Here is a 24,481-nt window from a genome sequence, read left to right as displayed (position 1 = left end):
TTTCATTTCCGCTGCCAGCGCATGTGCTGAAGGCGTGGATCGGCCGCGAAGGATGTTCGGTCAAAGCCGATGCGGATTTCGGGGAATTCGCAGATGGCCTGGACGCCTGACGGGCCGAGCCGAATGCGCCAGGTCTGGCGCTCCACAGGTATGGGTTTGGTGAAGACCCGGCAGGTCAGCAAAGCGACATTGGCGCCGCCAGCCGGCGCGCGCACCGAGCGGTAGCGGATTGCCTCGATGCCGGCCTCGCGGGCCGTATCGGCCAGTTGCTGGCAGGCGGCATAGTCGGTCGGATGCGTCCAGCCTTCCGAGTGCTGGGCAAGCGGCGGTGCGGTCAGGTCAGTGGCGCGTGCCGTTTTGAAAGCTGCCGAAAACGCCGTGTACTCGGCGGCATCGCTCGGCCAGGGTGTATCGGGCGACTCCGAAAAAAACAGCAGTCGGTAGAAGGCCATTTCCGAGACCGCGGTTTCCACCTTTTCCGCCGCATAATAGACGCCGAGTGTCTTGCCTGAGCGGCGGAAACGCGATCCGCTGGGATAGTTCGAGCCATAGCGGAACGGCGTTGCCAGGAGATAGTGCAGGTGCCGGCATTCGAGCGGAACGACCGGCTTGGTCGTTTCGATCAGCTCCTCGAGCGCTGCCTGCTCATCGAGATCGTCGACAAGCTTCAAGGTCGAGACGCGGTGCTGTGCTTCGACCAGCCGCCAGCAGCGGCCGTCGAGAGTGCGTACCTCAGATGAGAGCGCGGCGGGCGTCCAGATAGGCGATGACATCGACAAGCCCGGCTATGGTCACGATTTTTTCGAGCGGTACGGCACCAAGTGCCGTGTTTTCGTTGCGCAGCCATGCCCGGGCTATCGGGTCGTCGCCGCCGACGATGGCGTCGAGTGAGCGGAACAGGCGCACGAACAGCACGGCGAGCTCAAACGGTTTGCTGCCGGCGTCCAGCGCGAACTCCTGCTTGCGCATGCGCGAGACTGTGGCTTCGGACACACCGATGATCGAGGACAGCACCTTGGCGGTGATGCCGAGCAGATCGGCGGCGCGCAACGTCGCCTTGGTGATGACCGCGCTGGGTGCCGTGACTGTCTCTCGACCTGGATGACTTCGCATCGAACTCTCCATTTCTCTGGCAAATATAGTCCAGAAATATTCCCATGGAAAGAGGCGGGCGTTGCGAGGGCGAGCCTCGCGTCAATCCTTCTTGTAGAGCATCCAGTTCTTGCCCTGGCGTTCGGCGATCGTCGAGTAGCGGGTGACGCGGTTGCGGCCGATCAGCTTGGAACGGTACAGCGCGCGGTCAGCCTTGGCATAGAGGTCTTCGGCGCTCTCTGCGTCGGATGCCATGCACACGCCCATCGAGACCGTCACCTGACCACAGTTCACGCCCGGCTGGATTTCCTTGAGTTGCGTCTGCGCAACCAGCAGGCGAACCCTGTCGGCGATCTCGAAGGTGGCTTCCTCGGTGGTGCCCTCAACGATAAGCGCGAACTCCTCGCCGCCAGTGCGGGCAACGAACATGTCGCGATGAACGCTGGACTGGAAGATGCTGGCGATGATCCGCAAGATCTTGTCGCCAACCGGATGGCCGTGCCGGTCGTTGATGTCCTTGAAGCGGTCGATATCCGCCAGGATCAGCGCGCTGAACAGGATGCCCTTGTTGTCGTTGTAGATTCTGGCGATCCGCTTGTCGAAGGCACGGCGATTCCAGATATGGGTGAGGGGGTCGGTGTCGGCGAGCTTCTTGTACTCTTCGAGCTTCGACTTGACGCTTTCGAGTTCGCTCGACTTGTCGCCGAGCGTGCTTGCCACGTGTTTGCCGTGGTCGATGGTGGACGCGGTCGCCACTGACATCACGCCGACGATCTTCTGCAGCAGTTCCTGCGACATGGCGGTGCGGCTGTTCAGCCCGCTCGATGTCTCGTCAAGCACCTTGCCGTAGCGTTCCAGATGGGTGCGCTCGTTGCGCAGCAGGCTGGCGACGCCTTCCAGTTCGCGGGCAAGCACTTCACGTGCCTGCTCGACAATGCCCTGGCCGTGATTCTGGGCGAAGAACTTTTGGCCAAGCAGGTCGAGCTGTTCCTGGGTTGGGCGATTGCCGAGCGCGATGACCTCCAGGGAGAGCGCCGGATTGGCCCCGGTCAGCGCCTCGTAGAAGATCTCGTAGTTGCGCGGCAGGCCGATGACGCCCATCTGGCCCATGGTTGCCACGACAGTGCTCGCAATATCGTTGCCTCGGTCTGTCGGGGCGGCTGCAGAATGCATTTATGTCCCGTTTCAGTTGGCCAAGCGGCCGGCGGCGCGCCGGCGTGAAGCTGGCGGGCAACCGGTCGGGGGCGCGAGCGGCGTGAAAGAGAAAGCTTGCAATGGCGCAGGTCCCCTCTGCGCTCCTCGCTTGCGTTGATATCTAATTTAGGCTTGCTAAGGCTTCCTTAATTTGCGGCCCTGTCACGGCTATTTTTCTACCACAGGGTGTATTTTCACTCTGCCAGCTGTGGTGCGGCGTGGGCCAGTATGCCCAATATCGCAAATCCTCGCGCATGGTTTCTCGACCAGGATCAATCCAGGTCCGGCTCGTGGGGGAGAAGGCTGTGGACAACTCGCATCAGGGATCGCGCCTGTGCGCGGCTCGACGTCGCCTTGGCGGAAGATTGAACGAAGGTCTCGATCCTGTTCTCAATTGGTGAACGCTTCGTCGCTTGGCAGCGGTCTGCTCTAAACAATCGATGACGCATATATTGCAGGCAAGGAGAAAGAACATGAGCTCGTTGCCCACACTATTCATTTCGCATGGCGGCCCCGATATCGTTTTGGCCGAAACGCCGGCACGCCACTATCTCGAAACCGTCTCGCAGCTGATGCCGAAGCCCAAGGCGATCGTCATCGTATCTGCGCATTTCGAGACCGATGGCGTTGCCGTGGTGACCGACCCCAAGCCGGGCATGATCTATGATTTCGGTGGTTTTGCTCCGGAACTCTACAAGATGGTCTATCCTGCGTCGGGCGAACCCGCGCTTGCGGCGAAGGTCTTCGGCATGATCGAGGCTGCCGGGCTCAATCCGCACACCTATGAAAAGCGTGGCTACGACCACGGCACCTGGACGCCGATGAAGCTGGCGTTTCCGGATGCCGACATTCCGATCGTGCAGGTGTCGATCGACCCCAATCGCGACGCCGCATGGCACTATGCCATCGGCAAGGCATTGGCGCCGTTGCGCGACGAGGGCGTGCTGCTGATCGGATCGGGCCATATCACGCACAATCTGCGGGCCTATTTCAGCCGGTTGCGACGTGGGGCGGAGCCCGATCCGGCGCTCGCCGGCAAGGTTCAGGCCTTCACCGACTGGTTCGCCGGCAAGCTTGTATCAGGCGATACCGCAGCGCTTTTGGATTGGCGCGCCAAGGCGCCGTTCCCGACCGACAACCATCCAACCGACGAACATCTGATGCCGATCTTCTTTGCCTATGGGGCGGCAGGCGAGGGTGCCAAGGGGCGCCGCGTGCACGATTCGGTCGATCACGGCTTCTTTGCCAACGATTCCTATCTGTTCGACTGACCGCCGAGCCGCTACATGATGCCCTTTCGAAGATGTTGAAAGGGCATTCCATGGAGCGGCTGGCCAAGGCTTTCCAGAATTCGGTGCGCGCGTTTTCGCGGCTCATCCGCACCGAAGCGGCATTCCAGCAGGAGATCATGCTGCTCATCGCAGCATTGCCTGTCGGCTGGTTCGTCGCCGGCACCTGGAGCGGTTACGCGCTGCTGATCGGCTCGATCTTGTTTCTGATCACTGTCGAAGTGCTCAACACCGGGATTGAGGCAGCCTGCGACGCTGTCAGCCGCGAATTCAACATCGACATCCAGCTCGCCAAGGATTGCGGCTCGCTCGCCGTGCTGATCTCGATCGTCATCGTTCTCGGCTTCTGGGGCTTCGCCATCGTCGAGCGCGCGCTCGGTCTTCCGATCTGAGGTGCGCGTTCCCATATGTCGGTCACCAAAGGAGACCGACATATGGCTGATCTGGCCAACACTCATCATCTCGAAGCCCGACTTGGCTTGCCCGAAGACCTGCGCTGGCTGGTCGAGAAATATCCGCGCGAAGACTGGCGCGCCCACGACAACGTCCATGGCATGGCATCGATGTGGCTGCAGCGCCACGACATGTTCCGCGAACTGGGCGGGACGCTGACCGGAGGCATTGGCGACTATCGCGAGGGTCGGCTCGACGCGCCTGAATTCGCCAACTGGTTCGCGCCGCGGCTCAACTTCTTCCTCGGCAATCTCGATGGCCATCACAATGTCGAGGACCAGCATTATTTCCCGGCCTTCGCCAATGCCGAGACGCGGCTGAAGCGCGGTTTCGAGATCCTCGACGCCGACCATCATCTCATCCACGAGGCGCTGGAGCGCAACGCGGAAACCGCCAATGCGTTTCTCCGTGCGCTGCAGGAGAGTGAAGACAAGCAGCGTTTTGCCGCCGACGCTTATGCCGATGAAAATGCGCGGCTGGTCGCCATGCTGACCCGGCACCTCGACGACGAAGAGGACCTGATCATTCCGCTTATTCTCGACCGTGGGGACCGCGCGCTCGGCGTCGGCTGACGTCTATTCGCGCGGCTCTTTCTTGGCGATGTGGTGGGCGAGCAGCCATGCCACGATCGCGACAGCCACACCGATACCCAGCCCTATCAGCAAGCGGTGATGACCCTTCAGCGTGTCGCCGATGATGTGCTCGGCGCCGAGGCCGAAAACATAACCCAGGCTGACGAAGATCGCGGCCCAGACCAGCGCTGACAGCGCGTTGAGCACAACAAAGAGCATGATCGGGATGCGTGAAAGGCCGGCGGCGATACCGCCTGCCAGCCGCATCCCGTAGATGTAGCGGTTGGCCAGCACGAACAGATTGGGGTGGGCCTGCACCATGTTATAGGCATGGCTGAAGCCGGGCCGGCGCCTGAGCAGGCGCACCCATTTATGGCCGGAGAATCGGCGACCAAGGACAAAGAACAGCGTGTCACCCAAAAAGGCGCCGACGGATGCGACTGCAAAAACCTGCCACGGTGCGAATATCTGCTGGTGGGCGAAAAAGCCGCCGAGGATCGCCACGCTTTCGCCTTCGGCCATGCAGCCGATGAAAACGGCCAGCAACCCGAAGCGCTCGATAAGATGGTGGAGGGTCTCGATCATTGCGCGGATGCGTTGCCTGTGACTGGCGTTGCGATGCGTCCGAGCTGCTTGCCGATTGCATTGAGTTTTTCGCGCAACGCCATGATCTCAGCCCCGGCCGTGATGTTTACTGCATAATCGCGTTCGGCGTCGATGCGGTTCCGCGTGCCGGTTCTGCGAGGGTCCATCTTCCACTCCGCAATGAAGGCGCAAGCTTGGCAGCCGCATATCCATATACCAAGATGATGGCATATCGCGCTGCGATGCGGCGAGGAGGGAAGACCAGATGGCAGATTTCGCAAAGATCAGGGCGCGGGCAGCCGAGCGAAAGGGCGGCGAAGCGGTGCTGAAGTCGCTGCTTGGCCCAGCGTCCGACAATGCAATGCTCGCCAAGATCAGCGACGATCGTATTCTTTCCACCATGGCCGAACGGGTCTTTGCGGCGGGCTTTGTCTGGCGCGTCATCGAACAGAAATGGCCGGGCTTCGAGGAAGCCTTCCTCGGCTTCGAGCCAAAGCGCCTGTTGTTCCAGCCCGACGATTTCTGGCACGATCTGGCTTCGGACAAACGCATCGTGCGCAATCCGCAAAAGATCAGGTCGGTGCGCGACAACGCGGCCTTCGTCGAACAAGTGTCGAAGGAGTATGGCGGCTTCGGCAAATTCCTGGCTGCATGGCCTGCCGACGATCAAGTCGGCCTCACAGCCTATCTCGGCAAGCACGGCAGCCGGCTTGGCGGCAACACCGGCCAGTATCTGTTGCGCTGGCTTGGATGGGATACGTTCATCATGTCGCAGGACATGATCCTGGCGTTGCGCGACGCCGGGCTCGACATAGGTGCAAGCGCCACTTCCAAGAAGGATCTCGCCAAGGTTCAGATTCAGATCAACGAGTGGGCGGCGAAGACCAAGCTGCCACGGGCACATATCTCGCGCATCCTGTCGATGTCGATCGGCGTCAATCACTCGGCCGACGAGTTGCGCTCCTATATGGGCGAATGATGGTCCAATCGAACGGCATTGCCCGACACAGATACGCAGGCTAAATCGCTGACATGACGAAAAAATCCATTCCCGACGTCCTTCGCATCGCTGTCGCCCAGCTCAACCCGACGGTCGGCGACATCTCGGGCAATCTTGCAAAGGCACGCGAGGCGCGGGCGGACGCGGCGCGTCAGGGTGCCGATCTGGTGCTGTTCACCGAACTCTTCCTGGCAGGTTATCCGCCGGAGGATCTGGTACTCAAGCCGGCGTTCCTAGCGGCCTGCGAGCGTGCGGCGCAAGATTTTGCCAAGGACACGGCCGACAATGGCCCCGGCGTCATCATCGGCGTGCCGCTCAAGCGCAAGAGCGGGGTGCACAACGCGATCATCGTCGCCGATGGCGGCAAGGTGATTGCCGAGCGCTTCAAGGTCGACCTGCCCAACTATGGCGAGTTCGATGAAAAGCGCGTCTTTCAGCCGGGTCCCGACATGCCCGGACCGGTCAATTTCCGCGGCGTGCGCCTCGGCATCCCGATCTGCGAGGACATCTGGGGCGAACTCGGCGTTTGCGAGACTCTGGCCGAAAGTGGTGCTGAGATTTTGCTCGTGCCCAACGGCTCGCCCTACTACCGCGCCAAGATGGACGTGCGCCATCAGGTAGCGATCCGCCAGGTCATCGAAAGTGGCCTGCCGCTGCTTTATGCCAACCAGCTCGGCGGCCAGGACGAACTTGTCTTCGACGGCGCATCGTTTGCGATCAACGCCGACCACTCGCTGGCCTTCCAGATGAGCCAGTTCGAAGAGGCGTTGGCCATGACCACATGGAAGCGCAGCGATCAGGGCTGGTCCTGTGTCGAAGGCCCGATGTCGAAGATCCCCGAGCGGGAAGAGGCCGACTACCGCGCCTGCCTTCTTGGCTTGCGCGACTACGTGAACAAGAACGGCTTCAAGAACGTCGTGCTCGGTCTTTCCGGCGGTATCGATTCGGCGATCTGTGCTGCCCTTGCCGTCGACGCGCTCGGCGAAGAGCGGCTCAGGGCGATCATGATGCCCTATCGCTACACCTCCGGTGACTCGCTGAAGGACGCCGAAGATTGCGCCCGTGCGCTCGGCTGCCGCTATGACATCGTACCCATCCATGAACCTGTCGACGGCTTCTCGCACGCACTGACGCAACTGTTCGAGGGCACCGAAGAGGGCATCACCGAAGAGAACCTGCAGTCTCGCGCGCGCGGTACGATCCTGATGGCGGTGTCCAACAAGTTCGGTTCGATGGTGGTGACCACCGGCAACAAGAGCGAGATGTCGGTCGGTTACGCCACGCTTTATGGCGACATGAATGGCGGCTTCAACCCGATCAAGGACCTCTACAAGATGCAGGTCTATGCCCTGTCGCGCTGGCGCAATACCCATGTGCCGCCCGGTGCGCTCGGTCCCTCCGGCATCGTGATCCCGCAAAATATCATCGACAAGGCGCCGTCGGCGGAACTCAGGCCCAACCAGACCGACCAGGATTCGCTGCCGCCCTATCCGGCACTCGACGACATCCTGGAATGCCTGGTCGAAAACGAAATGGGCGTCGACGAGATCGTGGCGCGCGGCCATGACCGGGACACCGTCCACCGCATCGAGCATCTGCTCTATATCGCCGAATACAAGCGGCGGCAGGCAGCGCCGGGCGTGAAGATCACCAAGAAGAATTTCGGTCGCGACCGGCGCTATCCGATCACAAATAGGTTCAGGGATCGCGGATAAGGCTCTGACTCTGAACAATATATTGCGGTAAGCGCCGCCGGAAGGAATGCCTATGACTGCGGTCGAGATCAGCTTTGACCTGTCGCGTATCGATTTCGGCAGGACGTCGGAAGTCATCAAGGCGAGCTATTGGGGTGCGCGGCGAAGCGACGATCTCAATCGCCGCGCCTTCGAAAACTCGCTCTGTGTCGGCGCCTATTTAGACGGGCTGCAAGTAGGCTTTGCCCGCGCGGTCACCGACTATGCCTGCTTTGCCTATGTCTGCGACGTCATCGTCTGGCCCCAACATCGCGGGCTGGGCATCGGCAAGAAGCTGATGCAGGCGTTGCTCGATCATCCCGACCTTGCGACCGTGACGGGCTGGAGCCTGCGCACCAGCGACGCGCATACCCTCTACAACAAGTTCGGCTTCGAGGTTTCCAACGACGGCATGTACATGCGCCTGACGCGGCAGCCGGCCGAATAGACAGAGCGCGTGTCTTACATAGCCTTCGTCCGAGACAACCCGCGCTGGCTGGCCGGCGGGTTTTTGCTCACCTTCTTTTCGACCTTTGGCATGACATCGTTCATTGCGCTGTCGGCCGGCGACATCCGCCGCGATTATGGGCTGTCGCATGGCGAGTTCGGCACGCTTTACATGTTCGCGACGCTCGCCAGCGCGTTGAGCTTGCCGCGCCTTGGCCAGATCGTTGATCGCTACAGCGTGCAAAAGGTGGTGTTGTTCGTTGTGCCGATGCTGGCGCTCGCAAGCGCATCGATGGCGCTGTCCCAGCACCTCGTGCTTTTGTTTGTGACCATCTATCTCCTGCGCCTGTTTGGCCAGGGCATGATGGTGCATTCCGCCTACACCGCGACCGCACGTTGGTTTTCGGCCCAAAGGGGGCGCGCGCTTTCGACAGTTATTCTTGGGCATAACGCGGGCGATGCGATCATCCCGATGGGGTTTGTGCTGCTCGCCACCTCCGTTGGCTGGCGCAACAGCTGGCTGCTGGCGGCAGCTGTGCTGGCGTTGATCGCGGTGCCGGCAATCGCGTTGCTGGTGGCTACAGATCGAAAGCCGCGCTCGTCGGATCCCGTGGCGCGCCGGATCGACGCGCGCGACTGGACGCGTGCCGAGGTGGTCCGCGATCCGATTTTCTACCTGTTGCTGCTGGGCGTCATGGTGCCGGGCTTGATCGTGACGACCCTGTTCTTCCATCAGGTCTATCTGGTGGAATTGCGTGGCTGGTCGCTTGAGGTCTTTGCTTCGTCCTTTCTGGTGACGGCGGTGGTCAATGCCGCCTTCACGCTGGTTGTCGGCCAGCTCATCGACCGTTTTTCCGGCGTATCGCTGCTGCCTTTCGTGTTGCTGCCCCTGGGCTTCGCCTGCCTGTTGCTGGGCCTCGTCGACGCGCAATGGGGTGCCTTCGGTTTCATGGCGCTGCTTGGCGTTTCGAACGGTTTGTCAACGACGCTGTTTGGTGTCGTCTGGCCCGAAGTCTACGGCCTGAAATATCTCGGCTCGATCCGGGCGCTGATCGTTGCGGTCGGCGTGTTCGCCTCGGCCATCGGCCCGGGCCTGACCGGATATCTGATCGATAGTGGCGTCAGCTATCCCGGCCAGATCGTGGCCATGGGCATCTACTGCTTCGCCGTTTCATTTGTCCTGTTGCTGGCTTCGCGGCGAGTGCGCGCGCGAAGCCAGGTCTCGGCGGTACCTGTCGAGGCTTGATTGGAACCAGCTACTTTGCCGAAAAGCCTTCGACGGTCTCGCGGCGGTCATAGACGTGGTCGACCAGACCCCATTCCTTGGCTTCGTCGGCGGTGAAGAAGAAATCGCGGTCGAGCACGCGCGTCACTTCTTCCTCCGTCCGGCCGCAATGCTCGGCGTAAAGACGCGTCATCCGGCGCTTGAGCTTGATGATGTCTTCGGCATGGCGCTCGATGTCGGAAGCCTGGCCGCGAAAGCCGCCGCTCGGCTGATGCAGGATTACGCTCGCATTCGGCAAGGCGATGCGCTTGCCAGGTGCGCCGGCCATCAGCAGGAACGAGCCCATCGAACCCGCCGTGCCCATGCACAGCGTCGAAACAGGGCAGCGGATGAACTGCATCGTGTCGTAGATGGCAAAGCCGCTCGTCACCACGCCGCCGGGCGAGTTGATGTAGAACGAGATTTCGCGGGTAGGGTTTTCGGATTCGAGAAACAGAAATTGCGCGCAGATCAGCGACGCTGAATTGTCATCGACTTCGCCGTTGAGGAAGACGATCCGCTCGCGCAAAAGCCGTGAAAAAATGTCGAATGAGCGTTCGCCGCGTGGCGACTGCTCCACCACCATAGGGACGAGTTGCATCGTGTCGCGCATGCGCGAAATCCTTTCGATCGTTGATTTGTTCGGGGCTTAGGCGGCGAGACGCATCAGCGGCGGGCTGTTCGAATTTGCCGGGGCCACAACGGTCCGCGCCACGTCCACACTGTGGGTCAGGCGGAACGAGGTTCCACCATCAGGGTTCAGCGACAGGTCGAAGGTGACGAAGCTTTCCGATTCGGTCGTTGCCCTATCGCTCCAGGCGTAGCGCACGCGCGAATAGGGCAGGGCCTCGACAATCCGATAGGCCGGTCCAGCCTCGTCACGGTCACCGATTTCGACTGCCGGCACGTCCAGCCATGTCGCGACGAGCTCTGGCACGGTCAGCGCCCGCCAGACTTTTTCCGGAGTGGCCTCCAGCTCGCATTCGACAACGATATCTTCGCCGCTTTTGTCCTGCCAGTGAGCGTCCATCATTGGTCCATTTCCTTGAGCAGCGTCTTCAGCCTCTCGACACGGTCCGGCCAGAAAGCACGGTAGCGTGTCAGCCAGTCGAACAGCGGCCGCATCCCATCGGGATTGACGGAGTAGTTCACATGCCTGCCGGCACGTTCCTCTTTGACCAGGCCGGCACCGCGCAGCACGGCGATGTGTTGCGAAACGGCCGGCTGGGAAATCTCCAGGCCTTCGCGCAGCTCGGTGGCATTTCTGGCACCAGCAATCAGACGGTCGAGCACGGCGCGGCGGGTCGGGTCGGACAGGGCACGGAAAACATCGGATTCGTTCATGCGTTGAGATAAGCATAGACTTATCTATCGCACAAGAGGGCTCGTTTCGCGTGTCGTTTCTGGCACAACAGGCTTCGGTCCAGAGCGGGGCTTGGCTAAGCAAAAATGCTCAGTTATAAGCAAACTCTTCGCGGCCACTAGCAGGGAGGTCTGAATGCCAGAATATGACATGTCCTCCCGAGGTTCGAACCGGGGTCACTGACCCGGCGAACAGCTTTCGGCGTCCATTATTTCCGACGCTCCCGTACCGCGACTTCCTGATTCGACACGAATTATTCGTCGCGCCTTTGAACATCTATTTCTAGGGATGGCGTCGGTTCCGGCGCCTCAATGGCATCATGGCTCGTTTTGGTATCGATCTGCGCGGCGGTGCGTTTCGCAGTGTTTTAGGGTTCACTTTCAAGCACTGGCGGCATCAGCCTGTGCGGATCGTCTTGATTGCGGCGACAGTGCTCATCTCGACGATGGCCGACGTTTTGACGCCGCTCTATGCGGGCAGGCTGATCGATGCTGTGGCAAGCGGTGCGGCGACAAACGAGGTCGCCTGGAACGCCGCTCTGTCGGCGTTCTTCACGCTGCTCGCACTGGCGACCGGTTCGCTGGTGTTTCGTCACATCACCTTTATCGGCATCATCGACCTGACGTTGAAGATGATGTCCGACATCGCCCAGGACGCGTTCCATCGCATTCAGCGCTTTTCGACCGACTGGCACGCCAACAGCTTTGCCGGATCGACAGTGCGCAAGGTGACGCGCGGCATGTGGGCGCTCGACCTGCTCAACGATACGCTGCTGGTTGCGCTGCTGCCGTCCTTCGTGATGCTGCTCGGCTCGACCATCCTGCTCGGCTGGCACTGGCCGCTGATGGGCCTGATCGTTGCCGCCGGCTCGGTCATCTTCATCGCCCAGACAGTGGTGATGTCGCTCGGTTTTGTCGCGCCGGCCGCGAGCCTCGCCAACCGTTGGGACACGCGGCTCGGCGGTTCCTTGGCCGATGCCGTCAGCTGCAATCAGGTGGTCAAGGCTTTTGGCGCCGAGGAGCGCGAGGAAGGGCGGCTCGCCAAGGTGATCGCCAAGTGGCGTAACCGCACCGCACGCACTTGGGTGCGTGGTACGATCAACGGCACGGCGCAGAACGTCACTCTGGTTCTGCTGCGCGCGGCGATCATCGGCTTTGCACTGATGCTGTGGGCCGGCGGGCGGGCAAGTGCAGGCGACATCGCGTTCGTCTTGACCTCGTTCTTCCTGCTTCAGGGTTATCTGCGCGATGTCGGCATGCACATCCGCAACCTGCAGCGCTCGGTCAACGACATGGAAGAGCTTGTCGACATCCAGGGCCAGCCGCTCGGCGTCGCCGATCGTCCTGGCGCCAAGCCGATCCAGATCCGCGACGGCGGCATCGAGTTCGACAATGTGACGTTCCACTATGGCACGCACGCGCTTCCGCTCTACCGGGATTTCTCGGTGTCGATCAAGCCGGGCGAGCGCGTCGGTCTTGTCGGCCACTCCGGCTCGGGCAAGACGACGTTCGTCAAGTTGATCGAGCGGCTCTACGATGTCGGCGGAGGCCGGATCACGATCGACGGGCAGGACATCGCCAAGGCGACACAATCGTCTTTGCGTTCGCAGATCGCCATCGTCCAGCAGGAGCCTATCCTGTTCCACCGTTCGTTGGCCGAGAACATCGCCTATGCCCGGCCGGGCGCGACGCAGGCTGAGATCGAACACGCGGCAAAGCTTGCCAGCGCGCATGATTTCATCGAGCGCCTGCCCAAGGGCTACGGCACGCTTGTCGGCGAACGCGGCGTCAAGCTGTCGGGCGGCGAACGCCAGCGCGTGGCGATTGCCCGCGCCTTCCTGGCCGACGCACCGATCCTGATTCTCGATGAGGCGACGTCCAGCCTCGATTCGGAATCGGAGGTGCTGATCCAGGAGGCGATGGAACGGCTGATGGTCGGGCGCACGACGCTGGTCATCGCGCATCGGTTGTCGACCGTTCGTTCGCTCGACAGGTTGCTGGTCTTCGATCGCGGCAAGATCGTTGAGGAAGGCCGCCACGAAGCGCTGGTCCGGCGCGACGGCGGCATCTACCGCCGCCTGTTCGAACGCCAGGCGCTCGAGCTTACCAAAGGGCTTGTTTGAGCCGCAAATGGGCCGCGAGAAATCGTGGCCCATTTTTCATTTCGGGCAGGTGTCGGCCCTTTGGCCGGCTTCCATTCAAGCTGAGCTTGCGTTAATTCTGAAGGTCAGGTGCGGGGGCGCTGCCTTGTCAACAAACGAGCCATCCGCTACGCCCCGATCATGACAGTTACAGTTCGCTTCGCCCCTTCTCCCACCGGCCGCATCCATATCGGCAATGCGCGCACGGCCTTGTTCAATTGGCTGTTTGCCCTCAAGCACCAAGGACGTTTCGTCCAGCGCTTCGACGACACCGATGTCGAGCGTTCGCGCCAGGAATTCGCCGACTCGATTTTGTACGACCTGCATTGGCTCGGCATCTTCCCGGATCAGACCGAATACCAGTCGCGCCGCTTTGCCAGCTATGATGCGGCGGTCGACAAGCTCAAGGCGGCTGGCGTGCTCTATGCGTGCTATGAAACGCCTGAGGAACTCGACCTGCGCCGCAAGGTGCGCCGCACACGCGGCCTGCCGCCGGTCTATGGCCGCGAGGCGCTGAAACTGACCGAGGCGGAACGTGCCGCCTACGAGCAGGACGGGCGCAAGCCGCATTGGCGTTTCCTGCTGCCGAACTTCAAGTCCGACCCGTTCGAAACCGAGCGGACCGAGGTCCATTGGAACGATCTGGTTCGCGGCGAAGAGACAGTCGATCTGGCGTCGCTCTCCGATCCGGTGCTGGTGCGCGGCGATGGCACCTATCTCTACACGCTGCCATCTGTGGTGGACGACATCGAGATGGAGATCAGCCACGTCATTCGCGGCGACGACCATGTCACCAATACCGGCGTGCAGATCGCGCTGTTCCAAGCGCTCGGCGCCGAGCCGCCGGTGTTCGGCCACCACAATTTGCTGACCACCGCCTCAGGCGAGGGCCTGTCCAAGCGCACCGGCGCATTGTCGATCGAAAGCCTGCGTGAACGCGGCATCGAGCCGATGTCGGTTGCCTCGCTCGCGGTGCTCGTGGGCACGTCCGAGAATGTGACGGCGGTTCCCAATCTTTTGGATCTTGCCGAAAAGTTCGATCCGGCGGCGACCTCCAAGTCGGCCTCCAAATTCGATCCCGACGAGCTGGTCGTCCTCAACCGGACGCTTCTGCACCACATGTCGTTTGACGAGGTTCGCGACCGGCTGTTGCTGCTCGGCGTCAGCGGCGAGCATGCCGAGGCGTTCTGGGTGGCGGTGCGGGGCAATCTCGACCGGCTGTCGGATGCTGCATCCTGGTGGCGCATCCTGCGCGAGGGACCACAGCCGGTGGCAGAGCTCGCCGAAGAGGATCGCGAATTCGTTGGCCAGGCGCTGGACCTTTTGCCGGAAGAGCCATGGGGCGCCAACGTCTGGAAGGACTGGACGGCCACGGTGAAGAAAGCGACTGGCCGCAAGGGCAAGGCGCTGTTCATGCCACTGAGGCTTGCGCTCACCGGGCTGGAGTCAGGCCCGGAGCTCGCAGATCTGTTGCCGCTTGTGGGTCGGGAAGGAACGCTGGCCCGACGGCCCTGACCTTGCGGTTCGCATCAAGCGCCGGGCGCGGGGCGACGGCAACAGGGGCCTCCACCACCGGCTTGGCCTGCGGGGCGCTCGGAACTGGGCGCCCTTCGCCGGCGATGACGGAAAAACTCCTGTTTTGGCTGACATTGCAGCCGCATGCCGGCACGCGCGGCAGATCAACCCGCTTGTAGCGGTAGGCCGTCGGCAGGTTTCGGTAGGGCTGGCCGGAACGGGCGGAGACCATGCTGTCCTGCAGCTGCCCCTCATTGAGGTGATAGAAAAGCTCGATCTCGGTTCCCGGGCAGCTCGCTTCGCAGTTCTTCTCATCGCGCTGGAAATCCTGGAGACCGGCAGCGTTGGACATGGGAAAGAAATAGCCGTCGCAGGTTCGCACACAGAGCGTGCGGTAGTCGCCGTTGGCCTGTTCCTGGCTTCTGCTGATCACGATGTGCTGCGGATAGCTCTCGGTGGGGCTCAGGTTTTCCACACTGCCGCCACGGATGATCGCCTCACGGATCTGGTCTTCGAGCGGTTCCGTGCTGGTGGCAGCGTCCTCTTGCTCGTCGTCTTGGTCGTTGCAGCCCGCCAACTGCATCGCATCGAGAATGCGGATGCGCTCGCGCCGCGCATTCTTGTTCGGCCGCATCGGCTGTCGGTCGAGTTTGCCGAGATTGTTCTCCATCTCGGCGATCTTGGCATTCAAGGCGGCGCATTGGGCGATCATGTCGCCCGCAATGGCGCGGCCACAGCCGAGATCCGAGGCCTTTATGCGGGCCAGGTCGATCTGGTCCTGCTGGGTGTTGGCAGCAACGGCAAATTCGTCTGATTGAACGAAACTGCTGGTCGTCTGCGCGGGCAGGCGGGCCAGTTCGGCCTCCAGATTGAGGCATTGCGGCGAGGCGGCAATCGACGACCCGGTCGCAAGCGTCAAAAGGGCTACCGCCAGGCAGGCCAAGCCTGGCCGCATCATCGACAATCCTGTTGTGCCGAGCCCGAGCATGCCGCTCCTTGCAAGGGTAGACTCAACCCTAGCGTCGATGAGGTTAACCGTTTCCTTGGAAACGGCTAACCTCGGATTGGAGGTCAGTTCGTCGCGTGCGCCAGCTGCGCCGCCTCAACGACGGCCAGCGCCGTCATGTTGACGATGCCGCGCGAGGTGACGGACGGCGTCAGGATATGGGCGGGCTGGGCGGTTCCGAGCAGGATCGGGCCGACATGCAGCGCATCCATCATCGTCTTGACCGTGGTCAGCGCGATGTTGGCGGCGTCGAGATTGGGGAAGACCAGCAGATTGGCTTCGCCCTTCAGCGTCGAATTTGGGTAGACGCGCTGGCGCAGCACCTCCGACAGCGCGGAATCGCCATGCATCTCGCCGTCGCTGGCGAGTTCGGGGGCGATGCGCTTTAGGATGGCTGCTGCTTCGCGCATCTTTTGCGCGCTCAACGAATCGCGCGAGCCGAAGTTCGAGTGCGACAGCAGCGCTGCCTTGGGCTCGATGCCGAAGCGGCGGATTTCGTCGGCCGCAAGCATCGTCATCTCGGCGATCTCTTCGGCGGTCGGGTCGACGGTCACATAGGTGTCGGTGAAAAACAGCACCCCGCGTTGCGTGATCAGCATGGAAAGCGCTGACAGGTCGCGATCCTTGACGCCATCGCGGGCGCCGACGATCAAGGTGACGTTGCGCAGGTGGCGCTCGAAACGCCCCTCCAACCCGCAGATCATGGCGTCCGCGTCGCCGCGCTTGAGGGCGATGGCCGCGATCACCGTGTTGTTGGTGCGCACCATGGTGCGCGCGGCCTCAGGCGTGATGCCCTGGCGGCCGCCGAGGTCGATCAGGTGGTCGACATAATGGCGATAGCGCGGATCGTCCTCGGGATTGATGACCTCGAAGTCGATGCCGGGACGGATGCGCAGGCCGTAGCGCTTGAGCCGCACCTCGATGACGTGCGGACGACCGATAAGGATCGGCTTGGCCAGGTCTTCCTCGAGCACCACCTGGGCGGCGCGCAGCACGCGCTCATCTTCGCCGTCGGCATAGATGACACGCTTGGATGCTGCCTGCTTGGCATTGGAGAAGATCGGCTTCATCACCAGGCCTGAGCGGAAGACGAAGCGGCTGAGCTTTTCGATATAGGCGGTGAAGTCGGTGATCGGGCGGGTCGCCACGCCGCTTTCGCAGGCAGCCTTGGCCACGGCCGGCGCGATCCTCAGGATCAGCCGTGGGTCGAAGGGCGAGGGAATGAGGAAATCGGGACCGAAGGTCGGTGTTTCACCGGAATAGGCGCGCGCGGCGACATCGGACGGTTCTTCCCGCGCCAACGCCGCAATCGCGCGCACGGCGGCCATCTTCATCTCTTCATTGATGGCGCGCGCGCCGCAGTCGAGCGCGCCACGGAAGATGTAGGGGAAGCACAGCACATTGTTGACCTGGTTCGGGAAATCCGAACGGCCAGTGCAGATCATCGCGTCGGGACGGGCGGCGCGTGCCTCTTCCGGCATGATCTCGGGTTTTGGATTGGCCAGCGCCAAAATCAACGGCTTCTCGGCCATCTGGCTGAGCAGTTCGGGCTTCAGCACACCGGCGGCGGACAGGCCAAGGAAGACGTCGGCTCCGCCGATGACATCGGCCAGCACACGCGCATTGGTGTCCTTGACGTAAGGATCCTTCCAGCGGTCCATTTCCTCGACACGCCCCTTGTGGGCGACGCCGAAGCGGTCGGTGACCCAGATATTCTCGACCTTGGCGCCGAGCGATACCAGAAGGTTGAGGCAGGCGAGCGCGGCAGCGCCTGCACCTGACGTCACGATCTTGATGTCCTCGATGTTCTTGCCGGCAAGCTCCAGGCCGTTGAGCACAGCGGCTGCGACGATGATCGCGGTGCCATGCTGGTCGTCATGGAAGACCGGGATGCGCATCTTGGCCTTGAGCTGCTCCTCGACTTCAAAGCATTCGGGCGCCTTGATGTCTTCGAGGTTGATGCCGCCGAAGGTAGGCTCCAGTGCCGAGATCGTGCTGACCATCTGGTGGATCTCGGGCGCGTCGATCTCGATGTCGAAGACGTCGATGCCGGCGAACTTCTTGAACAAGACAGCCTTGCCCTCCATCACCGGCTTGGACGCCAGCGGGCCGATATTGCCAAGACCGAGCACGGCGGTGCCATTGGAGATCACCGCGACGAGATTGGCGCGGCCGGTGTAGTCGGCGGCGGTTTCGGGATCGTCCTTGATGGCGAGGCAGGGCGCGGCCACGCCCGGCGAATAGGCAAGCGCCAGGTCGCGCTGATTGCCAAGTGGCTTGGTCGCCTGGATTTCGAGCTTACCGGGAACCGGGTACTTGTGGAAAAAGAGCGCGGCCTGATCGAGATCGGAGAGCGCTTCCTTCTTCTTGTTGTCCCCGGTCATATCTAGCTCCTTACAGATTCCGCTTCAAAGGCCGTTATTAGCACGACCATGGCATTTTTCGAGGTGTCAACGACCAGACGGCAGTTGAATCACTTTCAATTGTTGGAATGGCAATCATTCCAACCGCTTGACGTAATTTGCTGAGATGTCGTTTCAGCTTTCGTGGTGCTCAGAACGAGCTGACATAGAGCCCGCCATCGACCGGGATGTTCTGACCGGTCATGTATCCGGCATGAACCGAGCACAGGAAGGCGCAGATCTGGCCGAATTCTTCCGGCGTGCCGAGTCGGCCAGCGGGAATTTCCGCACTCAGCCTTGCCCGTCTTGCTGCCCCTTGCGCCGGGTCCTCGATGCTGCCCGGCTCATGCGGTCCGCGCAAACGGTCGGTGTCGAGCTTGCCCGGCAGCATATTGTTGATAGTCACGTTGCGGTCGGCGACTGTGCGCGCCACGCCCGCGAGAAATGCCGTGAGGCCCGCGCGCGCGCCCGACGACAGGTCGAGGCCGGGGATGGGCGTATAGACCGACAGCGAGGTGATGTTGACGATGCGCCCGAAGCCGCGCTCGGCCATGCCGTCGATCACCGCTTTGACCAGCTCGATGGGGGTGACCATATTGTTGGTCACGCCTTCCAGGATCTTGGCGCGGTCGAGTTCGCGGAAATCGCGATAGGGCGGCCCGCCATTGTTGTTGACCAGGATGTCGGGAGACGGGCAGGCGGCGAGCAGTGCCTTCTGCACCTCGGGGTTGGAGACGTCGCCTAGGATTTCCGTCACCTTCACGCCGAATCGCTGGCGGATTTCCGTCGCCGTTCGGCTGAGCGCGCCGGCGTCGCGGCCATTGAGGAAAAGCTCGCAGCCCGCTTCGGCGAGTGCGATCGCGCAACCCTTGCCGAGCCCACGGCTCGACGCGCACACGATTGCCTTCTTGCCCCGGATTCCGAGATCCATGATGTCCGTCTCCTGTCGGTGATGGCCCACCCTATGTCCAAGGGGCGACTGCCGCAACCGTCATACGCCTGTTGCATGAATCTGGGCATAGCCACCGCGACAGCAACGGGTGGAATGCCATGTCCGGCACCAGCACACGCAGATTCCGAACGCTTTTCATCTCCGACGTCCATCTCGGCTCGAAGGCGGCGAAGGCCGAGTATCTGATCGACTTCCTGCGCCACCACGAAGCCGAAAGCATCTACCTCGTTGGCGACATCGTTGATGGCTGGCGTCTGCGCCGCACCTGGCACTGGCCGCAGGCGCACAATGATGTCGTGCAGAAATTGCTGCGCCAGGCCCGCAAGGGCACTGCCATCACCTACATCGCCGGCAACCACGACGAGTTCGCCCGCATGTTCCAGGGCGTGCATTTCGGCGGCATCGTCGTTGCCGACCGCGCCATCCACGAGGCCGCCGACGGCAAGCGCTTCCTGGTCATCCATGGCGACCAGTTCGACGCCGTGGTGCAGAACGCGCGCTGGCTCGCCTATCTCGGCGACTTTGCCTATGACGCGGCCATGGCCCTCAACCGTCTGGTGGCGCGCTTTCGCCGCACCTTCGGCATGCCTTATTGGTCGTTTTCGTCCTGGGCCAAGGTCAAGGTCAAGAAGGCCGTCAACTTCATCGGCGCCTTCCAGGACGTGCTGACCGACGAAGCCAGGCGCTCGGAGGTTGACGGCGTCATCTGCGGTCATATCCATCATCCGGCGATCGAGAATTTCGGCGGCATCGCCTACATCAACACCGGCGACTGGGTCGAAAACTGCACAGCGGTGGCGGAAGATTTCGACGGCACCTTCGTCATCCTGCGCTGGCCGCATGTCCTGGCCGGCAAGCTGGTCAACGAACCCTTCGCGCCAATGGTCGTCGACCAGCGCGTCGACAAGGCCGCCTGAGCGGAAAAGCAGCCATGTGTGATTCGACTTGCATCTCGCGCCAAAGGCGGGCGGGACCCGGCCATGCCGACATCGGTTCGTCGCGCCCAACGCCGTTCGTGTTGCGGCGGGCACAACGTCTCGGCGTGGACGAAAGTCCCGCGATGAAACTTGGTCGACACTGCATCAGGTGTGTGGCCCAACCTTTGCTTGCTTCGGCAGGTCCGGCGGCTTTCGTGCGGCTGGCACCCATGGTAATGGATCAGGCAAATCGGTGAGGCTTGTTTTGTTCGGGTCGCGCCCGGACACGCATACTCGCCATGAAGCTTCCGCCACTCACGCCAGAACAGCAGATCAAGCCGCAGCGCTTCGAACTGCGTATCTCACTGCTTTTCGCGGCACTTTTCGTGCCGATGGGCGTGCACCTGCCGTACTTTCCGCTGTGGCTTGAGGCAAAAGGCTTCGATCCCGAGCAGATCGCCATCGTTTTGTCGGCGCCGATGTTTCTGCGCGTCATCACCACGCCGCTGATCGCGGCCATGGCTGACCGTGCCAAGGACCGTGCCAACGTCTTCATCTTCCTCGCCGCCTCGGCTTTGCTGCTGTCGCTGGGCTACTTCCTGGAACCGACTTATCTCATCGTACTCGCCGTTTCGCTCGCGCTTTCAGTGGTGTGGACACCGCATTCGCCGATCGCCGATTCGCTCGCGCTCTCAGGCGTTCGCCGCTTCGGTTCCGATTATGCGGCAATGCGGATCTGGGGCTCGATCGCCTTTCTGGCTGGCAGTCTTGGCGCGGGTTTCATCCTGTCGCTGACAGGGGCCGATGCCGTGCCGGTAATTATCTCCATCGGCCTGCTCGGCTGCTTCTTGATGTCGTTCATCACGCCACGTCTCGGCCGGCCCAGGCTTGCCTCGCCGCTGTCGGCGACCGACATGCAGCAGGCGGCGCCCAAGCTGTTCAACCGTTATTTCCTGCTGATGGCCGCAGGTACCGGCGTCATCATCGGAAGCCACGGTTTTCTCTACGGCTTCGTGTCGATCTACTGGAAATCGCTTGGCATCAACGAAACCGTGGTCGGCCTGCTGTGGAGCTGGGGCGTGGTCACCGAAATCGTCATGTTCATGTTCTTCACGCGCCTGTTCGGCTCCAAATCCACTGCCTCAGTGCTCATTTTGGCCGGCATCGGCGCGATCATGCGCTGGATTGCCTATCCGCTGATCTGGCCGCTTGGGCTCGGCGTGCCCGGCTTCTTTGCCGTGCAAAGCCTGCATTCGGTGTCGACCGCGCTGGTGCTGATCGGCGTACAGAAGCTGATCGCCGAGTCGGTACCCGAAGAGCGCACGGGTGCTGCTCAAGGTGTTGCCTACTTCGCCAATGGCATGTCGATGGCGATCGTGACGCTGCTTTCAGGCCCGCTCTACCAGCGGTTCGGCGCCGACGGCTTCTATTTCATGGCCGTCGTCGCTGCCTGTGCCATCGTGCTTGTGGTGCTGGCGTCCCGTTCAGCCCCAAAGCTCGGGCAGGGGCGGCGACACCATTGAGCCCTCGTAGATAAGCCCGGGCGAACGGTCGCTCGCCAGAAGCAGCGGACCGTCGAGGTCGACGAAATCGGCGCCCTGGGCGAGCAGCACAGCAGGCGCCATGGCGAGCGACGTTCCGACCATGCAGCCGACCATCACCTTGAAGCCAAGGGCGCGAGCCTGGTCGCGCAGTTCGAGGGCGGCCGTCAGTCCGCCCGACTTGTCGAGCTTGATGTTGACCGCATCGTATAGCCCTTTGAGCTTGCCGAGATCAGCGGCGATGTGAACGCTCTCGTCGGCGCAGATCGGCACAGGATGCGGAATACTGCCAAGGATCTGGTCGGCGCCGGCCGGCAGCGGCTGCTCGATGAGCGCGATGCCGAGTTCGGCTGCCGCGGCAAGGTTTTCGACGATATTGGCATCGGTCCAGCCTTCATTGGCGTCGAGGATGATGCGGCTGTTGGGAGCTGCTTCGGTCACCGCGCGGATGCGGGCAATGTCATTGTCGCCGCCGATCTTGACCTTGAGCAGAGGCCGCGCGGCGTTGGCACGTGCTTGTGCTGCCATCGCGTCTGGTTCGCCAAGCGACAGCGTATAGGCTGTCTCAAGTGCGCGCGGCGCGGTAAGGCCGAGCCTCGACGTGACGTGTGTGCCGCTTGTTTTCGCCTCCAGGTCCCACAAGGCGCAGTCGACGGCGTTGCGGGCCGCGCCCGCCGTCATGAGGCTCAGCAGGTCAGTGCGGGAGGCGCCATCTTCGACAGCGCGGCGCGCCGTTTCGATCTGCTCCCGCACGCTTCCCAAGGTCTCGCCATAGCGCTTGTAGGGCACACATTCGCCGCGTCCGACAAAGCCTGATTCGGCAATCGTGCAGGTGATGACTTCGGCTTCGGTCTTGGAACCACGCGAGATGGTGAACGTTCCGGCGATGGGAAAGCGCTCATCTTCGACCGAAAGGACACGCGACATGAAAATCTTCTCCGTTCAACTGCTTGGCGCGGTTGCGAAAATCGACATGGCGCAGCCGACGCGTTAAGTAAGGTGCCATGTTCACCATCGGCAAACGGGAAGCAAGCGGCGGGGCAGCCGACGGCCAGGATCACCGACCGCAGGTTGCGGTGGCGGAGCGTGAAGGCGTGCTTGCCTGCGTGTTCACAGGCATCTGGACCACCCGCACGGTTGCCTTCATCGATGCCGAAATGCGCAAGATCGAGGCGCGCAAGGGCTTTGCGACGCTGGCGCTCGACCTTTCCGGAATCGAGAAGATGGACACCGCCGGTGCCTGGGTCATCGACCGGCTCGTCTGCGCCAACGAGAAAAAGGGCGTTGAGGTCAAGATGGAGGGCCTCAGCGATGTGGCCAGGATCCTTCTCGGCGCCGTCAGCGATGCGGTGCGGCGGGAAGGCGAATCGGCCGGGGCAGGCGCACCCAATGTCGTCATGCGTTTGCTCGAGGCCATGGGTCGCCGCGTCTACGAGATGCGCGACGATTTCCTCGCCTCGATGAACATTCTTGGCGCGACCATCCGCGGCGCCCAGATGAAGCTCGGGCGCGGTCATGCAGTCAACCCGGCCGCCATCTTCAACCAGATCGATCGCATGGGCGTCGGCGCCATTCCTGTCGTCGTGCTGATGTCGGCCATCGTCGGCGGCATCGTCGCCCAGCAGGGCGCCTACCAGCTCAGCTATTTTGGCGCTGACATCTTCGTCGTCGACCTCGTCGGCGTGCTGGTCCTGCGCGAACTCGGCGTGCTGATGACAGCGATCATGATCGCTGGCCGCTCGGGCAGCGCGATCACCGCCGAGATCGGCTCGATGAAGATGCGCGAAGAGGTCGACGCGCTGACCGTGATTGGTCTCAACCCGATCGGCGTGCTCGTCTTTCCCAGGTTGGTGGCCCTGGTGATCGCATTGCCGTGCCTCACCATCATCGCGAATTTCGCGGCCCTCGGTGGCGGCATAGTGGCAGCCTGGCTCTATTCGGGCATCCCGCCGGCCGCCTTCATCGATCGCCTGCGTCTGGCAATCGACCTCAGCACCATCTCCGCCGGCCTGATCAAGGCGCCGTTCATGGCGTTGATCATCGGCACCCTTGCTTCTGTCGAGGGCATGAAGGTAGGCGGCAGCGCGGAGTCGCTTGGGCGTCATGTCACCGCATCGGTGGTCAAGTCCATCTTCGTCGTCATCATCCTCGATGGCCTGTTTGCCATGTTCTACGCAGCGATCAGTTTCTGACATGGCAAGCCGCGCAAAGACCATCCAGGCGTTGAGCCAGATCCAGGACGCCCAAGGCGAGGTGCTGCTTTCAGTGCGCGGCCTGACGGTCGCCTTCGAAGACAAGGTCATCCTCGACAAGCTCGATCTCGATGTCAAACGTGGCGAAATCCTCGGCTTCGTAGGTGCTTCAGGTTCCGGCAAATCGGTGCTGTTGCGCACTGTCCTTGGTCTGGTCCGCAAAAGGTCCGGCACAATCAAGATGTTCGGCGTCGATCTTGAGACTGCGAGCGAGGAAGAGCGGCTCAGGATCGACATGCGGCTCGGCATGCTGTTCCAGCACGGGGCATTGTTTTCGGCGCTGACGGTGCTGGAAAACGTTCAGGTGCCGATGCGCGAATATCTCGATCTGCCCAGAAAGCTGATGGACGAACTCGCCATGCTCAAGGTCGAGTTGGTGGGGCTGCCGCCGGATGCGGCGCGCAAGTTCCCCTCCGAACTTTCCGGCGGCATGATCAAGCGCGCGGCCCTGGCACGCGCACTGGCGCTCGATCCCGACATCGTCTTTCTCGATGAGCCGACGTCAGGCCTCGATCCGATCAGTGCGTCCGAGTTCGACGAGCTGGTCGGCAAGATGCGCGACACGATGGGGCTGACCGTCTACATGGTCACCCACGATCTCGACAGCCTGTTTTCGGTCTGCGACCGGGTTGCCGTGCTCGGCAACAAGAAGGTTCTGATCGAAGGCACGATCGACGACATGCTTAAGAGCGAAGAACCGTGGGTAAGGTCTTATTTCCGCGGAAAACGGGCACGGCAGCTTGATCTTGCCGCAAGGGCATAGA

Annotated in this window: 25 protein-coding genes; 13 read left to right on the top strand and 12 right to left on the bottom strand. The window is 62.0% G+C overall.

Going from position 1 to position 24,481, the window contains the following annotated elements; all coding sequences use genetic code 11:
• Window positions 1–2: 2 nt before the first annotated feature.
• The 3 genes from AC1RTB_RS01120 to AC1RTB_RS01110 form a co-directional block, all read right to left on the bottom strand.
• Complete coding sequence (locus AC1RTB_RS01120) at window positions 3–773, bottom strand: RES family NAD+ phosphorylase (protein ID WP_492876908.1); 771 nt, start codon at window positions 771–773, stop codon at window positions 3–5.
• Window positions 733–1,113 carry an antitoxin Xre/MbcA/ParS toxin-binding domain-containing protein gene (locus tag AC1RTB_RS01115; protein WP_492876910.1) on the bottom strand — a complete coding sequence of 127 codons (381 nt, stop codon included), beginning with the start codon at window positions 1,111–1,113 and terminating at the stop codon, window positions 733–735. Before AC1RTB_RS01115 ends, AC1RTB_RS01120 begins: the two co-directional genes overlap by 41 nt.
• Window positions 1,114–1,194: 81 nt before the next feature.
• Window positions 1,195–2,265, bottom strand: coding sequence for a GGDEF domain-containing protein (locus AC1RTB_RS01110; protein ID WP_492876913.1), 1,071 nt, complete (start codon window positions 2,263–2,265; stop codon window positions 1,195–1,197).
• Between the two features lie 494 nt (window positions 2,266–2,759).
• Here AC1RTB_RS01110 and AC1RTB_RS01105 point away from each other — a divergent pair, with 494 nt between their 5' ends.
• From AC1RTB_RS01105 to AC1RTB_RS01095, 3 genes are read left to right on the top strand one after another with little or no spacing between them, the layout of a single operon-like run.
• Window positions 2,760–3,557 carry a DODA-type extradiol aromatic ring-opening family dioxygenase gene (locus tag AC1RTB_RS01105; RefSeq protein ID WP_492876915.1) on the top strand — a complete coding sequence of 266 codons (798 nt, stop codon included), beginning with the start codon at window positions 2,760–2,762 and terminating at the stop codon, window positions 3,555–3,557.
• Between the two features lie 50 nt (window positions 3,558–3,607).
• Window positions 3,608–3,967 (top strand): diacylglycerol kinase, encoded by a 360-nt coding sequence (locus AC1RTB_RS01100; protein WP_492876917.1) that lies wholly within the window; start codon window positions 3,608–3,610, stop codon window positions 3,965–3,967.
• Window positions 3,968–4,009: 42 nt separating this feature from the next.
• Window positions 4,010–4,600, top strand: a complete 591-nt coding sequence (locus AC1RTB_RS01095) for a hemerythrin domain-containing protein (RefSeq protein ID WP_492876918.1) — start codon at window positions 4,010–4,012, stop codon at window positions 4,598–4,600.
• A 3-nt stretch (window positions 4,601–4,603) separates the two neighbouring features.
• Here the strand turns inward: AC1RTB_RS01095 and AC1RTB_RS01090 are convergent, their stop codons facing one another.
• Window positions 4,604–5,185, bottom strand: coding sequence for a DedA family protein (locus AC1RTB_RS01090; protein WP_492876920.1), 582 nt, complete (start codon window positions 5,183–5,185; stop codon window positions 4,604–4,606).
• Window positions 5,182–5,352, bottom strand: a complete 171-nt coding sequence (locus AC1RTB_RS01085) for a hypothetical protein (protein WP_492876922.1) — start codon at window positions 5,350–5,352, stop codon at window positions 5,182–5,184. The genes AC1RTB_RS01090 and AC1RTB_RS01085 overlap by 4 nt, the downstream gene beginning before the upstream one ends.
• A 98-nt stretch (window positions 5,353–5,450) precedes the next feature.
• On the opposite strand from AC1RTB_RS01085, the gene AC1RTB_RS01080 reads away from it, so the two are divergent.
• The 4 genes from AC1RTB_RS01080 to AC1RTB_RS01065 are packed head-to-tail and all read left to right on the top strand — an operon-like array spanning window position 5,451 to window position 9,611.
• On the top strand, window positions 5,451–6,164 hold the full coding sequence (locus tag AC1RTB_RS01080; protein ID WP_492876924.1) for a DNA-3-methyladenine glycosylase I: 714 nt from the start codon (window positions 5,451–5,453) through the stop codon (window positions 6,162–6,164).
• A gap of 53 nt (window positions 6,165–6,217) precedes the next feature.
• On the top strand, window positions 6,218–7,900 hold the full coding sequence (locus AC1RTB_RS01075; RefSeq protein WP_492876926.1) for an NAD+ synthase: 1,683 nt from the start codon (window positions 6,218–6,220) through the stop codon (window positions 7,898–7,900).
• A gap of 52 nt (window positions 7,901–7,952) precedes the next feature.
• A complete protein-coding gene (locus AC1RTB_RS01070) occupies window positions 7,953–8,366 on the top strand; it encodes a GNAT family N-acetyltransferase (RefSeq protein WP_492876928.1) in 414 nt (137 codons plus the stop codon).
• Window positions 8,367–8,375: 9 nt separating this feature from the next.
• A complete protein-coding gene (locus tag AC1RTB_RS01065) occupies window positions 8,376–9,611 on the top strand; it encodes an MFS transporter (RefSeq protein WP_492876930.1) in 1,236 nt (411 codons plus the stop codon).
• Between the two features lie 10 nt (window positions 9,612–9,621).
• Here AC1RTB_RS01065 and AC1RTB_RS01060 read toward each other — a convergent pair whose 3' ends face one another.
• From AC1RTB_RS01060 to AC1RTB_RS01050, 3 genes are read right to left on the bottom strand one after another with little or no spacing between them, the layout of a single operon-like run.
• Entirely contained in the window at window positions 9,622–10,242 is a 621-nt protein-coding gene (locus AC1RTB_RS01060) for an ATP-dependent Clp protease proteolytic subunit (protein WP_492876932.1), read from the bottom strand.
• Between the two features lie 36 nt (window positions 10,243–10,278).
• Entirely contained in the window at window positions 10,279–10,662 is a 384-nt protein-coding gene (locus tag AC1RTB_RS01055) for an SRPBCC family protein (RefSeq protein WP_492876933.1), read from the bottom strand.
• Window positions 10,659–10,973 (bottom strand): ArsR/SmtB family transcription factor, encoded by a 315-nt coding sequence (locus AC1RTB_RS01050; RefSeq protein WP_492876935.1) that lies wholly within the window; start codon window positions 10,971–10,973, stop codon window positions 10,659–10,661. The genes AC1RTB_RS01055 and AC1RTB_RS01050 overlap by 4 nt, the downstream gene beginning before the upstream one ends.
• A 338-nt stretch (window positions 10,974–11,311) precedes the next feature.
• Between AC1RTB_RS01050 and AC1RTB_RS01045 the strand changes: the two genes are divergently transcribed.
• Window positions 11,312–13,114, top strand: a complete 1,803-nt coding sequence (locus AC1RTB_RS01045) for an ABC transporter ATP-binding protein (RefSeq protein ID WP_492876936.1) — start codon at window positions 11,312–11,314, stop codon at window positions 13,112–13,114.
• Between the two features lie 159 nt (window positions 13,115–13,273).
• Window positions 13,274–14,647, top strand: coding sequence for a glutamate--tRNA ligase (gene gltX / locus AC1RTB_RS01040; RefSeq protein ID WP_492876938.1), 1,374 nt, complete (start codon window positions 13,274–13,276; stop codon window positions 14,645–14,647).
• On the opposite strand, the gene AC1RTB_RS01035 is transcribed toward gltX, so the two are convergent.
• The 3 genes from AC1RTB_RS01035 to AC1RTB_RS01025 all read right to left on the bottom strand — a co-directional run bounded on the left by AC1RTB_RS01035 (window position 14,565) and on the right by AC1RTB_RS01025 (window position 18,986).
• Complete coding sequence (locus tag AC1RTB_RS01035; protein WP_492876940.1) at window positions 14,565–15,566, bottom strand: DUF2865 domain-containing protein; 1,002 nt, start codon at window positions 15,564–15,566, stop codon at window positions 14,565–14,567. The genes gltX and AC1RTB_RS01035 overlap by 83 nt on opposite strands.
• Before the next feature lie 152 nt (window positions 15,567–15,718).
• A complete protein-coding gene (locus AC1RTB_RS01030) occupies window positions 15,719–18,037 on the bottom strand; it encodes an NADP-dependent malic enzyme (RefSeq protein ID WP_492876942.1) in 2,319 nt (772 codons plus the stop codon).
• Between the two features lie 169 nt (window positions 18,038–18,206).
• Complete coding sequence (locus AC1RTB_RS01025; protein WP_492876944.1) at window positions 18,207–18,986, bottom strand: SDR family oxidoreductase; 780 nt, start codon at window positions 18,984–18,986, stop codon at window positions 18,207–18,209.
• Between the two features lie 119 nt (window positions 18,987–19,105).
• Between AC1RTB_RS01025 and AC1RTB_RS01020 the strand changes: the two genes are divergently transcribed.
• Together AC1RTB_RS01020 and AC1RTB_RS01015 are read left to right on the top strand one after the other, a co-directional pair.
• Window positions 19,106–19,924 carry a UDP-2,3-diacylglucosamine diphosphatase gene (locus AC1RTB_RS01020; RefSeq protein WP_492876945.1) on the top strand — a complete coding sequence of 273 codons (819 nt, stop codon included), beginning with the start codon at window positions 19,106–19,108 and terminating at the stop codon, window positions 19,922–19,924.
• Between the two features lie 299 nt (window positions 19,925–20,223).
• Window positions 20,224–21,447 carry an MFS transporter gene (locus AC1RTB_RS01015; RefSeq protein WP_492876947.1) on the top strand — a complete coding sequence of 408 codons (1,224 nt, stop codon included), beginning with the start codon at window positions 20,224–20,226 and terminating at the stop codon, window positions 21,445–21,447.
• On the opposite strand, the gene dgcA is transcribed toward AC1RTB_RS01015, so the two are convergent.
• Window positions 21,409–22,392: an N-acetyl-D-Glu racemase DgcA gene (gene dgcA, locus AC1RTB_RS01010; protein WP_492876949.1), complete on the bottom strand. Its 984-nt coding sequence runs from the start codon at window positions 22,390–22,392 to the stop codon at window positions 21,409–21,411. The genes AC1RTB_RS01015 and dgcA overlap by 39 nt on opposite strands.
• A gap of 77 nt (window positions 22,393–22,469) precedes the next feature.
• Between dgcA and AC1RTB_RS01005 the strand changes: the two genes are divergently transcribed.
• Both AC1RTB_RS01005 and AC1RTB_RS01000 read left to right on the top strand, forming a co-directional pair.
• On the top strand, window positions 22,470–23,657 hold the full coding sequence (locus tag AC1RTB_RS01005; RefSeq protein ID WP_492876950.1) for an ABC transporter permease: 1,188 nt from the start codon (window positions 22,470–22,472) through the stop codon (window positions 23,655–23,657).
• A gap of 1 nt (window position 23,658) precedes the next feature.
• On the top strand, window positions 23,659–24,480 hold the full coding sequence (locus AC1RTB_RS01000) for an ABC transporter ATP-binding protein (protein WP_492876952.1): 822 nt from the start codon (window positions 23,659–23,661) through the stop codon (window positions 24,478–24,480).
• Window position 24,481: the final 1 nt, after the last annotated feature.

The sequence above is a fragment of the Aminobacter sp. GW821-FHT11F06 genome (assembly GCF_058808215.1).
The sequence above is the reverse complement of the archived record's forward strand: the minus strand, read 5'-3'. Positions and strand labels throughout refer to the sequence as shown.

Coding starts and splice junctions, on each gene's coding strand:
- AC1RTB_RS01070 (WP_492876928.1), top strand. CDS start 7,953: ATGACTGCGGTCGAGATCAGCTTTGACCTGTCGCGTATCGATTTCGGC.
- AC1RTB_RS01015 (WP_492876947.1), top strand. CDS start 20,224: ATGAAGCTTCCGCCACTCACGCCAGAACAGCAGATCAAGCCGCAGCGC.
- AC1RTB_RS01080 (WP_492876924.1), top strand. CDS start 5,451: ATGGCAGATTTCGCAAAGATCAGGGCGCGGGCAGCCGAGCGAAAGGGC.
- AC1RTB_RS01100 (WP_492876917.1), top strand. CDS start 3,608: ATGGAGCGGCTGGCCAAGGCTTTCCAGAATTCGGTGCGCGCGTTTTCG.
- AC1RTB_RS01000 (WP_492876952.1), top strand. CDS start 23,659: ATGGCAAGCCGCGCAAAGACCATCCAGGCGTTGAGCCAGATCCAGGAC.
- AC1RTB_RS01055 (WP_492876933.1), bottom strand. CDS start 10,662: ATGATGGACGCTCACTGGCAGGACAAAAGCGGCGAAGATATCGTTGTC.
- AC1RTB_RS01090 (WP_492876920.1), bottom strand. CDS start 5,185: ATGATCGAGACCCTCCACCATCTTATCGAGCGCTTCGGGTTGCTGGCC.
- AC1RTB_RS01020 (WP_492876945.1), top strand. CDS start 19,106: ATGTCCGGCACCAGCACACGCAGATTCCGAACGCTTTTCATCTCCGAC.
- AC1RTB_RS01105 (WP_492876915.1), top strand. CDS start 2,760: ATGAGCTCGTTGCCCACACTATTCATTTCGCATGGCGGCCCCGATATC.
- AC1RTB_RS01045 (WP_492876936.1), top strand. CDS start 11,312: ATGGCTCGTTTTGGTATCGATCTGCGCGGCGGTGCGTTTCGCAGTGTT.
- AC1RTB_RS01095 (WP_492876918.1), top strand. CDS start 4,010: ATGGCTGATCTGGCCAACACTCATCATCTCGAAGCCCGACTTGGCTTG.
- AC1RTB_RS01050 (WP_492876935.1), bottom strand. CDS start 10,973: ATGAACGAATCCGATGTTTTCCGTGCCCTGTCCGACCCGACCCGCCGC.
- AC1RTB_RS01060 (WP_492876932.1), bottom strand. CDS start 10,242: ATGCGCGACACGATGCAACTCGTCCCTATGGTGGTGGAGCAGTCGCCA.
- AC1RTB_RS01025 (WP_492876944.1), bottom strand. CDS start 18,986: ATGGATCTCGGAATCCGGGGCAAGAAGGCAATCGTGTGCGCGTCGAGC.
- AC1RTB_RS01075 (WP_492876926.1), top strand. CDS start 6,218: ATGACGAAAAAATCCATTCCCGACGTCCTTCGCATCGCTGTCGCCCAG.
- gltX (WP_492876938.1), top strand. CDS start 13,274: ATGACAGTTACAGTTCGCTTCGCCCCTTCTCCCACCGGCCGCATCCAT.
- AC1RTB_RS01110 (WP_492876913.1), bottom strand. CDS start 2,265: ATGCATTCTGCAGCCGCCCCGACAGACCGAGGCAACGATATTGCGAGC.
- AC1RTB_RS01115 (WP_492876910.1), bottom strand. CDS start 1,113: ATGCGAAGTCATCCAGGTCGAGAGACAGTCACGGCACCCAGCGCGGTC.
- dgcA (WP_492876949.1), bottom strand. CDS start 22,392: ATGTCGCGTGTCCTTTCGGTCGAAGATGAGCGCTTTCCCATCGCCGGA.
- AC1RTB_RS01120 (WP_492876908.1), bottom strand. CDS start 773: ATGTCATCGCCTATCTGGACGCCCGCCGCGCTCTCATCTGAGGTACGC.
- AC1RTB_RS01085 (WP_492876922.1), bottom strand. CDS start 5,352: ATGGACCCTCGCAGAACCGGCACGCGGAACCGCATCGACGCCGAACGC.
- AC1RTB_RS01005 (WP_492876950.1), top strand. CDS start 22,470: ATGTTCACCATCGGCAAACGGGAAGCAAGCGGCGGGGCAGCCGACGGC.
- AC1RTB_RS01030 (WP_492876942.1), bottom strand. CDS start 18,037: ATGACCGGGGACAACAAGAAGAAGGAAGCGCTCTCCGATCTCGATCAG.